Here is a 13,713-nt window from a genome sequence, read left to right as displayed (position 1 = left end):
TTTAATGACTTTCTTATGGTCATCATATTTATAACCAGCGCTAAAGGAGTAACGGTTTTATATACCGTTTGATGATTTGAAAGTTGAAAAGGGAATAAGAGAATCCCTCCCCACGCGGCGCGGGGAGGAGACCGGCATCAATCAGACGCCTACGCTTACGCTTTCAGGCAGGGTACTGCCGCCATCAATGACGTTTTGCGTTCCGGTAAGATAGCTGGACTCATCGGAAGCCAGAAATGCCGCCAGTTCCCCTACTTCCAGCGGATCGGCAAGGCGGCGTAGCGGAATGGCTTTTGCCATTTCCGTTAATACCGATTCCGGATCGTCAGGGTTAGACTGACGGGCAATGCTTTCCGCCATCGGCGTTCTTACATAACCGGGGCAAATGGCATTCACACGAATACCGGACTGCGCGTACTCTACCGCCAGCGATTTGGTTAAACCGACAATGGCGGCTTTTGACAGCGCATAGGCCGTTTCACCCGGGTCCGCCACCATATCTCCCGTGACGGAAGACATCATCACAATGCGGCCATCTTTACGTTTGATCATCTCCGGCAGGACGGCTTTGGTGACGTTCCAGACACCTTTAATATTAATATCAATGTGGAAATCGCGATCTTCTTCACTCATATCGAGGAAGTTGCCCAGACGGCACACGCCAGCGTTATTCACCAAAATATCAATTCTACCTTCAGTCTCTTTGGCGCGCGCAACCGCCGCCTGCACCGAAGCAAAATCTCTGACGTCAGCCTTAACGGCAGTGCAGCGATGCCCGCGCCCGCCCAGCTCATCCGCCAGCTTTTCAATCTCATCGGAGATATCCAGCAAGATTAAGTTCGCGCCGTGGCGTGCGAATACGCGAGCGATCCCTTCGCCAATGCCCTGCGATGCGCCCGTAATCAATGCTGTCTTGCCCGTGAGTTTACCCATTTTCAATGTCTCCTTTTGAATATGGAGTCTTACACTCCATTAACACTGAAAATACAGTAATAACAAATAAGTGCTGAGGAATAGCTCACTAATTCAGGTAAATATTAGGTAAAAAAATCCCCGCGGAGGCGGGGATGGGCATTTTCATGCTGTTTCATGCTGTTCTGCCTGATGGCGCTGCGCTTATCAGGCCTACCAATCGTAGGTCGAATAAAGCGTTTGCGCTGCCATCCGACAGGGTTTTACCTTATAGCGCTAACAGGCGATCCAGCGACGGCGCAAAATAGTAGCCGCCAGTCACCGGCTTGGTGAAGCGCAGCATCGCGTCGCGTTTACCGTCGGTATCGCCGAACATACTCAGAAGCTGCTGTTCGATATTGTGCAGACGTGCGCAGTAAGCGCAGAAATAGAGACCATGAGTACCGCTGGCGGTGCCGTATGGCAGGCTCTGGCGCACAATCTTCAGCCCTTTGCCATCTTCTTTGAGATCCACGCGGCTCAGGTGAGACGTTGCCGGACGCGCATCGCCGTCAATCTCTTCATTGGCTTCTTTGGTACGCCCGATCATCATCTCCTGATCGTGAATACTCATCCGGTTAAGTTGCTTGAGATTGTGCTCCCAACGCTGCACGAACACATAACTGCCGCCGGCATCCACGCCATCTTTGATCACCGCCACTTCACGGCGCGTCTCTTCGCCCGCCGGGTTCTCTGTCCCGTCGACAAAGCCGCTCAGATCGCGTTCTTCCACCCAACGGAAGCCGTGAACTTCTTCTTTCACGTCGATACAGTCGCCGAAGGCTTCCATCGCCGCCTGGGCAACAGAAAAATTCACATCGTGGCGCAGGGAAAGGATATGGATCAGCACGTCATACTGCGTGGCCGGCGCCAGCCCTTTACCATAAGGAATAAAATCTTTCAGTTCTTCCGCCCCGACGCCGCCGCTCAGGGCGCGCCAGGTGTTGTTGCCAAACGCCACAACGGCCCCAAGATGGGCGTCCGGAAATTTGACTTCGAAGGTCGCCAGTTTATCGGCAAATGTTCTGCTGGCCGCGCGCAGGGCGTCCAGGTCGCCTTTCACATTGGCTTCAATCCAAATTGCCGCACGGCAATGTTCCGGCAAAATGCCACTTTGAACCTGAGACATGATTCCTCCTGAAAATGAGAATGCCACGCAGTCGTGGCATTAATGGAGGCTATTTTACCTTGTTTTTAAGCGAAGCGGTTTGTTCAGGCGCAAATTAACGACGCCAGATAATTTTGCGCACGTCCCAGTTTTTTAAGATGTCATCAGGAGGCATTAAGCCTTCCGGTCCGCTCCACTCGCCGGAGAAAACATAGCTAATATGCTGACTTCCCTCGGCTTTACATTCGACGCTGGTATGGCTATCGCTGGAAACCGGCTCGCAGTGACCAAAAGCTTTGCTGTAAAGGTCGCTAAACGGCGTACCGATTTTGCCCCCCGCGGCGGTTGGGATATCGCTGTCCAGCACATCAATACGGCTCACGGTTCCCTGCTCGCCGTTGATCACCATCGCGACGCTGTCGCCCTTCATCGCTTCGAAAAAGCGCACCACGTTGCCGTTATCGGTTTTCATACCGCTACGCAGGCGATAATCGCCATCTAATGCCTCTGCAATAGCCGGCTCTTCCAGCGGCGTGGCGGCGGTCAGCGCTCCCACGCCTTGCTCAGTGACTTCTGTCGAAGAACCAAACCAGTTCCATGGATTTGCGGCAGACCAGTTGACCGAGGAGAGCGTCGAGCAGCCGGTCAGCGCCAGCGGCAGTGCGAGTAAAGTCAAACGCAGCGATTTCATCTCACTTCCTTTCTTTTATTAATTAACGTTGGTTGGAGTGCGGGTTCGCCAAAAAGTGCCGTTATTCTTTCTCAAGGGAAAAACAGGCACGCAAACGTTGATTGGTTAACAGCCAGATCAGCGCGACGATGTCCGCCAGCAGCAGCGCCAGCCCGACGCCGTTGACCGGGTCGCCACCCAGCCACATCACCGGCAGCCAGCACAACGACACCAGTTGAGCAAGGATCAGGAGTCCGCGCAGCCAGCGCCACACACCAGGAACCGCTTCACGCCGCCCGCTGAGTAAAAATGCCACTACCGCCGGAACGCCGGGCAACAGCCCCAGCCAAAAATTGTCATGGTCGGGATAAAAAAAGTTTAACAAAGTATTACCCTGTCCACGGGATGAACCGGCAATGACAAAGAGTACCCAGGCGCGCGCCTGAAGTAGCAGTACGCACCAGAACAGAAACGGCAGGCGTAAACGTCCGTGTACATCATAATCGGCTGGATGAAACTCAGTACTCTTCATCTTCAATCAGGCGTTTACCCAAACTTAGGGCGTCAGAATGCTCATACCCCAGACGTTCATACATGCCCAGCACAACGTCGTTATCATCGCGCACCATAATTTGGATTTTCGGACACCCGCGGGCGATGAGTTTTTTTTCCAGCCGGTTAAGCAGCGCATTCGCAATGCCGCGCCCGCGGAACTCCGGGTGAACGCCCAGGTAATACGCCGAGCCGCGATGCCCGTCATAACCGCCCATTACCGTACCGACGACTTCGCCGCTAACTTCCGCAACGAGGAACAAGCTGACATCGTGATTCACCTTGCGTTCAATATCCATTTCAGGATCGTTCCATGGACGCAGCAGGTCGCAACGCTCCCAGAGGGTAATCACCTCTTCGAAATCTTCCTGGCGAAAAACGCGTATTTCCATGGTATTCGTTGCCTTTTCGGGTGGAAAAACCAAGATTATGGCGCAAACATCTGATTCAGCCAATATCTGACGCGATGTAGCGGAAAAAATGGCATAATGGCGATGTGTCACGTATTGAAATGAAAAGTAAAACAATTCTCATCACCAACCGTCGTAACGGATTACGCGATACGATATAACATCTTGAACTTAATTTTCACAACTCAGGCCGTATGAGCACTTTTAAACTCCTAAAAACTCTCACATCGCGCCGCCAGGTACTCAAAACAGGTCTGGCGGCCCTGACGCTGTCAGGTATGTCGCACGCAATAGCCAAAGAAGAAACGCTAAAAACCAGTAATGGTCACAGCAAACCCAAAACCAAAAAAACCGGCAGTAAACGGCTGGTGATGCTCGACCCCGGACACGGCGGCATCGATACCGGCGCGATTGGCCGCAACGGTTCTCAGGAAAAACACGTCGTGCTGGCAATTGCCAAAAACGTACGCGCTATTTTGCGAAATCACGGAATCGATGCGCGTTTAACCCGGACAGGGGATACCTTTATTCCGCTGTACGATCGGGTAGAAATCGCCCATAAGCACGGCGCGGATCTGTTTATGTCTATTCATGCCGATGGTTTTACCAACCCGAAAGCGGCGGGCGCTTCCGTTTTTGCGCTTTCCAACCGCGGGGCCAGTAGCGCCATGGCGAAGTATCTCTCCGAGCGTGAAAACCGCGCGGACGAAGTGGCGGGTAAAAAAGCCACTGACCGGGATCATCTATTACAACAAGTTTTGTTTGATCTGGTGCAAACCGATACGATTAAAAACAGTCTGACGCTGGGTTCGCATATTCTCAAGAAAATCAAACCTATACATAAATTACACAGCCGCACTACCGAACAAGCGGCTTTCGTGGTGCTAAAATCACCGTCAATTCCGTCGGTATTGGTCGAAACCTCGTTTATTACCAATCCGGAAGAAGAACGCCTGCTGGGCACGACGGCGTTTCGCCAGAAAATCGCTACGGCGATCGCCAACGGCATCATCAGTTATTTTCACTGGTTTGATAATCAGAAAGCACACACGAAGAAACGGTAATCATGAAACCCGATGCACATCACGTAAAACAGTTTCTGCTACGCCTGCAGGATGATATTTGCCAAAAGTTATCCGCTGTGGATGGCGCAAACTTTGTCGAAGATAGCTGGCGACGCGAAGCGGGCGGCGGCGGACGCAGCCGGGTATTACGCAACGGCGGGATTTTCGAACAGGCGGGCGTTAATTTCTCTCACGTTCACGGCGATGCAATGCCCGCGTCCGCCACCGCGCATCGGCCAGAACTCGCCGGGCGTAGCTTCGAAGCGATGGGCGTATCGCTGGTGGTACATCCGCACAATCCGTATATTCCCACCAGCCATGCTAACGTGCGCTTTTTTATTGCCGAAAAACCGGGCGCCGATCCGGTGTGGTGGTTTGGCGGCGGGTTCGATTTAACGCCCTACTACGGCTTTGAAGAGGATGCCGTTCACTGGCACCGCACCGCCCGCGACCTGTGCCAGCCGTTTGGCGACGATGTGTATCCGCGCTATAAAAAGTGGTGCGATGACTACTTTTTCCTCAAGCATCGTAACGAGCAGCGCGGTATCGGCGGCCTGTTTTTTGACGATTTGAATACGCCGGATTTCGACCACTGTTTTGCTTTTATGCAGGCGGTCGGTAACGGCTACACCGAGGCGTATTTACCGATTGTCGAACGACGCAAAGCGATGGTCTGGGGAGAGCGGGAGCGTAATTTTCAACTTTATCGCCGCGGGCGCTACGTGGAGTTCAATCTGGTATGGGACAGAGGCACCCTGTTTGGTCTGCAAACCGGCGGGCGCACTGAATCTATCCTGATGTCGATGCCGCCGCTGGTGCGCTGGGAGTACGACTGGCAGCCAGAAGCGGGTAGCCCGGAAGCGGCGCTGAGCGAGTTTATTCAGGTACGCGACTGGATTTAACTTATTTATAAAGTAAAACAATGCAAACAAATACACGGAAAGTAGTAACCAGTGGCGCCAAATGGCATCCCCATCTGGGTATAAGTTTTATTGGCTGCCTGCTTGCCATTACGCTAGAAATATATTTTGAAGAAAGAATATTCATCCCTCATAGCGGAGGGGTGAGCTTCGGTCTGATCGTGCTTCTGGTTATCAATATGGTGACCATCCCTGTGGTCATGGCCCTGATAACATTACTCTGCTTTATTATTCATATTCCGCGTAAAAGCGTTAACTGCATCTTGCTATGCCTACTGGCATGTATTCTGACGATAGCCGGTTTGTTTATCGCCTATCCGGTTGGCCGTTGAGTAAAAGCAGGCTCGTAGAAATAAACGAGTTCATTGTAGATAAAGAACTCGGTAATTCGCATTCTGACCTGGTAGCGTTGTACGGCATATAACACCGTTTTCGCCACGGCCGTTCCTAATTCACCCACGACCTTCTCACAGCTCGGCGGCCACCCGGCCTGGGTTCAGGATGCGGAATACCCAACGTGCCCAACGTGCGCGCAAACGATAATGTTCCTCGCACAAATAAGTTATGAAGATATTGAGAAATATGCCAATGGGATGCTTTACGGGCTTATCAGCGGAGGCAAAATTGCGCGCGCTTCCCCGGAGGCGGCGCTGGCGCGCCTTGTCCGGGCTACCAACCACAGACAGCAGCGAATCCGTAGGCCCTGTAAGGCGCCAGCTGCCACCGGGCAATTCCCGACACGCGCACGTTATCAGCAACCGGAGAGCCTCCCCATCAATATCAAGCCCATTGCCGCATCCGTTGATGCAGCGTCAACGACGGTTTTTCGGCAAATAATTGCTGATAATCGGTGGCAAATTGCCCCAGATGCCAGAATCCCCACTGCATCGCGGCATCTTTGACCGTGGCGCTCTGCGACCACGGGCTAATCAGTTCCCGGCGTACTGCGTTTAAGCGAATACGTTTCAGCCACGCATTGGGGCCAATGCCCAAAATGGCGTGAAACGCATTTTGCAGCGTGCGACGGCTTACGTGTAGCTGGTTACATAAGTCGAGCACCGTCAGCGGCTCCGACATATTTTCCAGCACATATTCCCGCGCCCGCGACAGTAGCCTGCGATATCCCTGATGGCTGATACTTTCGGCACTATGAATCGGCTTCGCCTCTTCCAGCATCGTGCCCATCGCCAGCAACAAATTATCACTCAAGACCTTACGCACCGCAGGTTGATGCAGGGTTTCAGGACTCTCGCTGAAGGTGGCCAGCGCCTGCTGCACAAAGCCCCACAGCGCCGCTTTATGCTGCTCTTTTACCTCCAGCGCTAACTGGTTACGCAGCATATGCAGCACCCTTTCCGGGTTATGCAAAAACGTGGCCTGACGGGAAATAACATCTTCCGAGATAACGACGCCCAGAATGGTGTAATCATCCGGCGTGCTCAGTTCAAACTCGGTGCCTCCCGGTCGGGTGGCAATCTCGGCGCTGCCGAGCCCCTGCGCGCCGATAAATCCCTGTTCGCCGCGCGTCGCCGGAATACCAAACCAGAAAGAGTTTGGCCAAACCAGACACGACTGACGCAGCGCCAGGCCGGTGTATTCACGGAACACCTGAATCTCATCAAGCAGGATTTCCGTGAACTCGCCATGAAATTTACCCGGGTGTAACTGATCGTAGATCTGCTGCCAGGCGGTGATAGTCAGAGCATGTTCATAGACATCCGTCGTCCGTCGCTGATGAACATTGTCCACCTCGACTCTGGGCGTAAGTTTAACGTCTTCGGGTAACGCTTCATGATAAAGATGGTGCAAATTCGCTGTACGGGTCTTTTTCATGATCTTCTATGCCGGACGCCCGCCAGGACGCCCGGCCCTCCGACAGATTAATTTTTGATGCGATAGCGACTACTGCGTTTACGCAACGCTCCGTCAGAAAAGAGTTGTTCCAGCACGTTTCTGGCCTGCTCCAGCGACCAGCCAAAATGCGCGGCAACCTCTCCCGCCGTCATTCCCTGGCGTACTGATGCCAGCAGCGCCAGTAACGCTTCAGCGAACTCAGGCGTTGCGGGTACCTGGGGCGCTTTCTCAGTCGGCGTTGTCGCACGCGCAAACCCGCCAATCAGCCACTGGGTGTCCTCTTCCGGACGACCAATTTCTTTGCGGCTAATCACACGGCCTGTGCGCTGCGCGGCGGCGCTTCCGGCATCCAGCGCCGCACGACACGCCGCCAGATCGCCCTCCACCACCAGCGTGAGCCTGCCAGGGTCGAGCACTTGATGACTGAGCAAACGCACGTTGGCCGCTTTCAGCATGGCATCCGCCGCATCGACGGCGGCGACCATTCCGTCCACTTCCAGTAATCCCAGGGCATTGATCATTGGCAGCCTCCGTTACGCACGCTGGACAGGGTTACGGGCGATATCCAGCACGGCGTCGGTAAAGGCGTTGCAGGCGGCTTTACACGCGGCCTGGCTTCCCGTTAAGAACGCGGCCGAATAGTTGGTTTCCGACGGCGGCGGCACGTAAGTCACCAGCTGAACGTCAGCGGATTTCATCGCCGCGTCAATGCCGAATGTCGCTTCCAGCGGCGGCGCCACCAGATAGGCCATCGGATCGCCCAGCGCGATACCTGCGGTAGACGAGAGGTACGAGCCGGTACGCGAAACCACATGCGCCAGGAATGCGGTATTTTCCGCATCGTTCGCCCACTGGAACGCCGCGCCGTTTTCAATGCTGGCGACCATTGCATCCAGACCGGCGCGCACTTCCGCCGGGTTCGGTCCGCCCAGCATAATCAACACCTCACCAGCGGTCGGCGACGGCCCGTGAGCCGCCCCGGCATAGAGGGAGCGGCCATAGACCACTTCCACCATCGCCTGTTTGGTCGCTTCGTCAGCGGCAATATAGGTCACATCATCAGAATCTGCCGTGATGAGTCCGAGGCTACGTATATGTGGCGGTAATTTAAGTTCCCGCGCAAAGCCGTCATTCACGGAGGCAATCACGCGCATGGCAGTCACTGAAGGTCGAATCAAATCTAATGCAGGCATGATGTCTCCTTAACGGGTCATGTTGATGCCGGACGCTTTCTGCTCCAGCATCCGTTTGGCCAAATCCACAATCACGGCGGCGGCTTCTACTGGCGGCGTCCCCCCCTGATGAATGTTTGAAATACAGGTTCTGTCGGCCTCGACGGTGGTCGCCACGCGCGGGGAATAGACCGCGTAGCAGGAAAGGCTTTCCGACTGCCCCAGCCCCGGACGTTCGCCTACCAGCAGGATGACGACCTTCGCGCCGAGAATTTCGCCAATCTGATCTTCAATCTTCACGCGGCCATAGCGCACAAAGAACGGCGTGCCGACGTTCAGCCCGGCCTGCTTCAGACCGGCAAGCAGCGGCGGCAGGATCTCTTCATAGTTGGCGGTGATCGCATCCGTAGAGAGGCCATCGGAGACCACTACCTGCACATCCGGGTTCATCACGCACTGCGACTTCAGCGCGTCAATGGCTTCCGGGCTCAGGCGACGCCCCATATCCGGGCGCGTCAGGTACAGGTTTTTGTCGCTGATCTCCGAACGCACTTCCAGCAGCCCTTGCGCTTTTACCCACTCTTCCGGCACTTCTTTGAGCACGGTATCTTTCGAACGGGAGTGATCCGCCAGGAAGCGCAACAGCGCCTGGGTGCGCGGACGCGGCCCGGCACGCCCCGTACAGACGCGTGCCGCAGTACTGCGACGCAGTTCGGTCAGCACGTCCGCACGATGCGGGTTCTCGACGCCAATCCAGGCTTTTGCCTCCGCAGAACCTAAATCCAGCGCGCAGCTTTCGGGCACGGCGCACTGCGGCTTTGCGCCTTCCTGCGTTGACGGCACGGCGGGCTGCGGTACGTCCTGTCCCATTGACGCCATCACGCTACGTACAATTTCTTCAATCTGTTTTTGATCCATGGTGTTATCCCCGCGTCATCAGAAGAACAGTGACGGATCGCCCGCCCGTTTGGTCAGACGACCGTTTGCCATAATGCCCATCGTTTCCAGCCAGCGTTCAAACTCCGGCGACGGCCGTAAATTCAGCAACTGACGGACGGTGGCGGTATCGTGGAAAGCGGTGGTCTGGTAGTTGAGCATGATGTCGTCGCCGAGCGGCATCCCCATGATGTAGTTACAGCCGGCAGTGGCGAGCAGAATCATCAGATTTTCGTTAAGGTTCTGGTCGGCGTCGGCATGGTTGGTATAGCAGCAGTCGCAGCCCATGGAGATGCCGCTCAGCTTGCCCATAAAGTGATCTTCGAGACCGGCGCGGATAATCTGCCTGTCGTTGTAGAGATACTCCGGCCCGATAAAGCCCACCACGGTGTTCACCAGGAACGGATCGTAGTGGCGAGCCAGCCCGTAGTTACGCGCTTCCATCGTCACCTGGTCGGCACCAAAGTTCGCACCAGCCGACAGCGCAGACCCTTGCCCGGTTTCAAAGTACAGGCAGTTTTCCCCGGCGATGCGGTTGAACTCCGCCCCCACAGCCCGCGCTTCGTCGAGCATCGCCAGTTCCACGCCGAACTCTTTTAAGCCCTTCTCGCTGCCGCAAATGCTCTGGAAAATCAGTCCGCCCGGCGCGCCGCGGCGAATCGCTTCAATCTGGGTGGTGACATGCGCCAGCACGCAGCCCTGGGTCGGAATATTGAATTTATCGATAACGCCGTAAACGGTGTCGAGCACGCGGGTCAGGTTCTCCACGTCATCGGTCACCGGGTTAACGCCGATCACCGCATCGCCTGCGCCGAAAGAAAGCCCTTCGTAGATTTGCGCGGCGATACTCTGTACATCGTCACGGGTATCGTTCGGCTGCAAACGGCAGCTAAAGGTGCCCGGAATACCGATGGTGGTATTGGCTTTTTTGATCACCGGCATTTTCTTGCCGCCGTAGATCAGGTCGGCGTTGGAGCAGATTTTCGCCACTGCCGCCACCACTTCGGAGGTCAGGCCTTTGCGGGTAAACGCGATATCGTCCACGGAGGTTTCATCGCTCAGTACGTATTCGCGCAGTTCGCTGATGCTCCAGTTTTTAATCCGGTTATAGGCCGTTTCGTTGACGTCATCCTGAATCAGGCGCGTCACGCAGTCCTCTTCATAGGCAATCACCGGATTGTTGCGGATATCCGCCACCGTCATTTCCGACAGTACCTGTTTTGCCGCTACGCGCTCCTGCGAACTTGCCGCGGCAACCCCGGCCAGCACATCCCCCGAACGCAGTTCGTTGGCTTTGGCCAGTACCTCTTTTACATCCTTAAACTGATAAACATTGCCGAACAATGTGGTCTTTAGTTTCATAAGTCGTTCCCTCAGGAAGGAAATGCGAGTGATTTCACCGTCACCGGCACAACCGATCCGCCAAAAAGAGGCGTACCAATGTCGATATAGTCTCCCGCCCGCACGACCACCTCATCGATGACCGCCAGCGGAAGTTGCGGTAACTGTGGGCGCAATAACATGCCCAGCGCTTTACCAAAATCCTGCTCGGCCACCACCAGCAGGGGATGTGGATTGGGATAACGCGCGACAAAAGCCGTCAGCGCGTTGATGACCGTGAGTAATGCGGCGTAACGCACCGGAAGCGTGGCGGGAAGCGCCAGCACGTAAGCGTCGGTTTGCGGGTCGAGATCAAGCTGGAGAAGCGCCTGCCGCCAGGCGTTCACCAGATCGGCGTCATCCTGCGGGATCGCCACCGGCAGGTTGCGCAGCGGCAGTTGGACGTCTTCCAGCCAGATAGTACTGCCGGAAAGCGAGAGCGTATGGGCCCCAGCGCCAATCACCGTGGCGCGTACGGTTTGCGCCGGAAACTGCACGTTCATCTCGCGCAGACGCGGGTGCTCATGCAGCGCGGTCGCCAGCAGCGGCCCGATATCAGAAAAGCAGAACGGATCGGCAGGTTGGTTGCGGTAGCATTCACCTACCCCACCGGAAAGGGTGATCACCTCCGGCGTAATATCGGCGGGCAGCAGCCCGGTTTGCATCAGCGATTGCGCCAGCGGCGAGAGCGCGCCAGTGATAACCTCGACGATGAGATCCGCCATCCGCCGCGCCACCTGCCCCAACTGTGCGGCAGCTAAGGCGCGAGCATCAGTACCCGAACCGAACACCTCATCGATAATCATCTGCCCCGGCTGATGGGCATAAACCACGCGCCCCTGAGCGTCGGTTTCCAGCAGGCGACCACCGACGTTAAGGCAAGCGGTGCCGCTGACTTTTCCCGCGTCAAACAGCGCGTAGTTAGACGTGCCGCCGCCGATATCAATATTCAGCACCCGGCACATCCGCTGCTCAGACAAGCTTTGCGCTCCGGCGCCGTGACCGGCAATGACTGATTCCAGATGCGGCCCGGCGCTGGCGACCACAAAGTCGCCCAGCGACTGCGAGAGCGCCATGACCGCCGGACGGGCGTTGCGGGTTTTGGCGCTTTCGCCGGTGATAATGATAGCCCCTGAGTCCACCGATTCAGGCGCGATGTCTGCGGCCTGATACTGGGCCAGAATCAGCGCTTTAAGTTCGGCCTCTTTCAGACCGCCCTGCTTATCCACGGGCGTAAAGAAGACCGGGCTTTGCCAGCTAATGTCGCGTTTGATGAATTCGTAGCGCGGCACCTGCGACACCGCCGCACGGTTAACCAACTCCAGGCGCGAGAAGATCACCTGCGTGGTGGTGGTGCCGATATCGATACCGACGCTCAGTAGCTGGCGAGTGTTCACGATTGCGCCTCCGCTTCGGTTTTCACCTGGGCGGCGTCATCTTTCGGCACCAGCATCATCGCCACGCCAATCGCCGTCACGCCGCCGATCAGCTTGCCGACAATCATCGGGAAGATCATGGCGTTCATGTTGGCGGCGGCGAAGCCTAAATGGTCGCCCAGCGCGAACGCCGCAGAGACGGCAAATGCGCAGTTAATCACTTTGCCGCGGGTATCCATCTGCTTCATCATGCCGAACATGGGGATATTGTTCGCCAGGGTCGCTACCATGCCTGCCGCCGCAATATTATTTACGTTCAGCAGCTTACCGACATTCATCAACGGTTTTTCAAACCAGCGGGTCAGTAACAGCACCATCGGATACGCGCCGAGCAGCACGCAGGAGATAGAGCCGATCACTTCAATGGCGCGCATCACTTCGCCGGGTTTGTCGCCTGGCGCCATAAAGATCGGGTCGAGCCCCGGAATCAACTCCCAGCCCAACAGGAATTTAACCACCGCAGCCGCCAGACCGATGGTGATCAGCGCCACCAGAAATTTGGCGAAAATCTGGAAACCGTTGATCATTTTTTCCGGGATGAACTTCAGCCCCAGCGCTACCAGCACCGCGACGATCAATACCGGGATCATGTTCATCAGGATCAGCGCGAAGGTAAACTCCACTGGCTGACCATTGATCTGCACGCCTGAGTACATGGCGATCAATCCCCCCGCAATGCAGCCAATGGGAATGGTGACGATACCCGCCAGTACGCCAAGCGCCAGGTAGCGGCGGTCAGACGGTTCGATAATGCCGAGCGCCACCGGAATGGAGAACACAATGGTCGGTCCCATCATCGACCCAAGTATTAACCCTGAGTATAGCCACGCCGCGACATCACCGCCGGCCAGCTCTTTGGCGAGGAAGAATCCGCCCATATCACAGGCCAGTAGCGTACCCGCGAACATGGATGGGTTCGCGCCCAGCATTTCGTATACCGGGATAATAACCGGCCCCAGTACATGCGCCAGCACCGGCGCCAGCGCGGTCATACCGACCATCGCCAGCCCCAGAGCGCCCATCGCCATAAAGCCCTCTTCAAACTGGCCGCCAGACCCCTCGATACTCTTGCCGAATTTACCGAGGAAGCGCGCCGACCCGCCGAACTGCGACAGGATTCTGTCCACGGCGGCAATCAGCATAAAGAACATCATGATGTACATGATGATTTCGTTAATTCCCATAGCCCCTACTCCCTGTCATTTTTGATTTGTAAGCCGGATAAGACGTTTACGTCGCCTCCGGCATTAACGCCGTGTT

The 13,713-nt window shown here is 55.8% G+C and carries 15 protein-coding genes and 1 pseudogene; 4 read left to right on the top strand and 12 right to left on the bottom strand.

Annotated features, from left to right (window positions below; translation table 11 throughout):
• Positions 1-141 precede the first annotated feature (141 nt).
• The 5 genes from ucpA to NA330_RS20265 all read right to left on the bottom strand — a co-directional run bounded on the left by ucpA (position 142) and on the right by NA330_RS20265 (position 3,673).
• Positions 142-933 (bottom strand): SDR family oxidoreductase UcpA, encoded by a 792-nt coding sequence (gene ucpA, locus NA330_RS20285; RefSeq protein ID WP_000517460.1) that lies wholly within the window; start codon positions 931-933, stop codon positions 142-144.
• Positions 934-1,180: 247 nt separating this feature from the next.
• Positions 1,181-2,080: a porphyrinogen peroxidase gene (gene yfeX, locus NA330_RS20280; protein ID WP_000084583.1), complete on the bottom strand. Its 900-nt coding sequence runs from the start codon at positions 2,078-2,080 to the stop codon at positions 1,181-1,183.
• Between the two features lie 94 nt (positions 2,081-2,174).
• On the bottom strand, positions 2,175-2,750 hold the full coding sequence (locus NA330_RS20275) for an RpoE-regulated lipoprotein (protein ID WP_001630173.1): 576 nt from the start codon (positions 2,748-2,750) through the stop codon (positions 2,175-2,177).
• 61 nt (positions 2,751-2,811) lie between these two features.
• Complete coding sequence (locus NA330_RS20270) at positions 2,812-3,261, bottom strand: DUF2919 domain-containing protein (RefSeq protein ID WP_000842940.1); 450 nt, start codon at positions 3,259-3,261, stop codon at positions 2,812-2,814.
• The gene (locus NA330_RS20265; protein ID WP_000406008.1) at positions 3,248-3,673 is read right to left on the bottom strand and encodes a GNAT family acetyltransferase; all 426 of its coding nucleotides are present in this window, start codon (positions 3,671-3,673) and stop codon (positions 3,248-3,250) included. Before NA330_RS20265 ends, NA330_RS20270 begins: the two co-directional genes overlap by 14 nt.
• A gap of 212 nt (positions 3,674-3,885) precedes the next feature.
• Here NA330_RS20265 and amiA point away from each other — a divergent pair, with 212 nt between their 5' ends.
• The 4 genes and pseudogenes from amiA to NA330_RS20245 all read left to right on the top strand — a co-directional run.
• On the top strand, positions 3,886-4,755 hold the full coding sequence (gene amiA / locus NA330_RS20260; protein WP_000102880.1) for an N-acetylmuramoyl-L-alanine amidase AmiA: 870 nt from the start codon (positions 3,886-3,888) through the stop codon (positions 4,753-4,755).
• A gap of 2 nt (positions 4,756-4,757) precedes the next feature.
• Positions 4,758-5,657 carry an oxygen-dependent coproporphyrinogen oxidase gene (gene hemF, locus NA330_RS20255; RefSeq protein WP_000801326.1) on the top strand — a complete coding sequence of 300 codons (900 nt, stop codon included), beginning with the start codon at positions 4,758-4,760 and terminating at the stop codon, positions 5,655-5,657.
• Positions 5,658-5,677: 20 nt separating this feature from the next.
• Entirely contained in the window at positions 5,678-6,007 is a 330-nt protein-coding gene (locus NA330_RS20250) for a hypothetical protein (RefSeq protein ID WP_023241615.1), read from the top strand.
• A 78-nt stretch (positions 6,008-6,085) separates the two neighbouring features.
• A pseudogene (locus tag NA330_RS20245) lies at positions 6,086-6,286 on the top strand (DUF1963 domain-containing protein); the annotation flags it as partial.
• Positions 6,287-6,455: 169 nt separating this feature from the next.
• On the opposite strand, the gene eutR reads toward NA330_RS20245, so the two are convergent.
• Genes eutR through eutH form a run of 7 tightly spaced genes read right to left on the bottom strand, consistent with a single transcriptional unit; the run spans position 6,456 to position 13,637 of the window.
• Positions 6,456-7,508: an HTH-type transcriptional regulator EutR gene (eutR, locus tag NA330_RS20240; RefSeq protein WP_000753665.1), complete on the bottom strand. Its 1,053-nt coding sequence runs from the start codon at positions 7,506-7,508 to the stop codon at positions 6,456-6,458.
• A 47-nt stretch (positions 7,509-7,555) separates the two neighbouring features.
• Positions 7,556-8,050: an ethanolamine utilization microcompartment protein EutK gene (eutK, locus tag NA330_RS20235; RefSeq protein ID WP_017441394.1), complete on the bottom strand. Its 495-nt coding sequence runs from the start codon at positions 8,048-8,050 to the stop codon at positions 7,556-7,558.
• Between the two features lie 12 nt (positions 8,051-8,062).
• Positions 8,063-8,722: an ethanolamine utilization microcompartment protein EutL gene (gene eutL / locus NA330_RS20230; RefSeq protein WP_001111056.1), complete on the bottom strand. Its 660-nt coding sequence runs from the start codon at positions 8,720-8,722 to the stop codon at positions 8,063-8,065.
• A 9-nt stretch (positions 8,723-8,731) separates the two neighbouring features.
• On the bottom strand, positions 8,732-9,619 hold the full coding sequence (gene eutC / locus NA330_RS20225; protein WP_023241616.1) for an ethanolamine ammonia-lyase subunit EutC: 888 nt from the start codon (positions 9,617-9,619) through the stop codon (positions 8,732-8,734).
• An 18-nt stretch (positions 9,620-9,637) separates the two neighbouring features.
• A complete protein-coding gene (gene eutB / locus NA330_RS20220; RefSeq protein WP_000769990.1) occupies positions 9,638-10,999 on the bottom strand; it encodes an ethanolamine ammonia-lyase subunit alpha in 1,362 nt (453 codons plus the stop codon).
• An 11-nt stretch (positions 11,000-11,010) separates the two neighbouring features.
• A complete protein-coding gene (gene eutA / locus NA330_RS20215; protein WP_001097510.1) occupies positions 11,011-12,414 on the bottom strand; it encodes an ethanolamine ammonia-lyase reactivating factor EutA in 1,404 nt (467 codons plus the stop codon).
• Positions 12,411-13,637, bottom strand: coding sequence for an ethanolamine utilization protein EutH (gene eutH, locus NA330_RS20210; RefSeq protein ID WP_000512359.1), 1,227 nt, complete (start codon positions 13,635-13,637; stop codon positions 12,411-12,413). Before eutH ends, eutA begins: the two co-directional genes overlap by 4 nt.
• Positions 13,638-13,713 lie beyond the last annotated feature (76 nt).

The sequence above is a fragment of the Salmonella sp. NW722 genome (genome assembly GCF_051702785.1).
GTDB lineage: Bacteria > Pseudomonadota > Gammaproteobacteria > Enterobacterales > Enterobacteriaceae > Salmonella > Salmonella enterica.
Note: the sequence above shows the minus strand (reverse complement) of the source record. Positions and strands in the feature narration are given on the sequence as shown.

Bases quoted from the DNA above. Each gene is read 5' to 3' on its own strand.
- NA330_RS20250 (WP_023241615.1), top strand. From the start codon at position 5,678: ATGCAAACAAATACACGGAAAGTAGTAACCAGTGGCGCCAAATGGCAT.
- eutH (WP_000512359.1), bottom strand. From the start codon at position 13,637: ATGGGAATTAACGAAATCATCATGTACATCATGATGTTCTTTATGCTG.
- eutC (WP_023241616.1), bottom strand. From the start codon at position 9,619: ATGGATCAAAAACAGATTGAAGAAATTGTACGTAGCGTGATGGCGTCA.
- NA330_RS20270 (WP_000842940.1), bottom strand. From the start codon at position 3,261: ATGAAGAGTACTGAGTTTCATCCAGCCGATTATGATGTACACGGACGT.
- hemF (WP_000801326.1), top strand. From the start codon at position 4,758: ATGAAACCCGATGCACATCACGTAAAACAGTTTCTGCTACGCCTGCAG.
- amiA (WP_000102880.1), top strand. From the start codon at position 3,886: ATGAGCACTTTTAAACTCCTAAAAACTCTCACATCGCGCCGCCAGGTA.
- eutK (WP_017441394.1), bottom strand. From the start codon at position 8,050: ATGATCAATGCCCTGGGATTACTGGAAGTGGACGGAATGGTCGCCGCC.
- eutR (WP_000753665.1), bottom strand. From the start codon at position 7,508: ATGAAAAAGACCCGTACAGCGAATTTGCACCATCTTTATCATGAAGCG.
- eutL (WP_001111056.1), bottom strand. From the start codon at position 8,722: ATGCCTGCATTAGATTTGATTCGACCTTCAGTGACTGCCATGCGCGTG.
- eutB (WP_000769990.1), bottom strand. From the start codon at position 10,999: ATGAAACTAAAGACCACATTGTTCGGCAATGTTTATCAGTTTAAGGAT.
- NA330_RS20275 (WP_001630173.1), bottom strand. From the start codon at position 2,750: ATGAAATCGCTGCGTTTGACTTTACTCGCACTGCCGCTGGCGCTGACC.
- ucpA (WP_000517460.1), bottom strand. From the start codon at position 933: ATGGGTAAACTCACGGGCAAGACAGCATTGATTACGGGCGCATCGCAG.
- yfeX (WP_000084583.1), bottom strand. From the start codon at position 2,080: ATGTCTCAGGTTCAAAGTGGCATTTTGCCGGAACATTGCCGTGCGGCA.
- NA330_RS20265 (WP_000406008.1), bottom strand. From the start codon at position 3,673: ATGGAAATACGCGTTTTTCGCCAGGAAGATTTCGAAGAGGTGATTACC.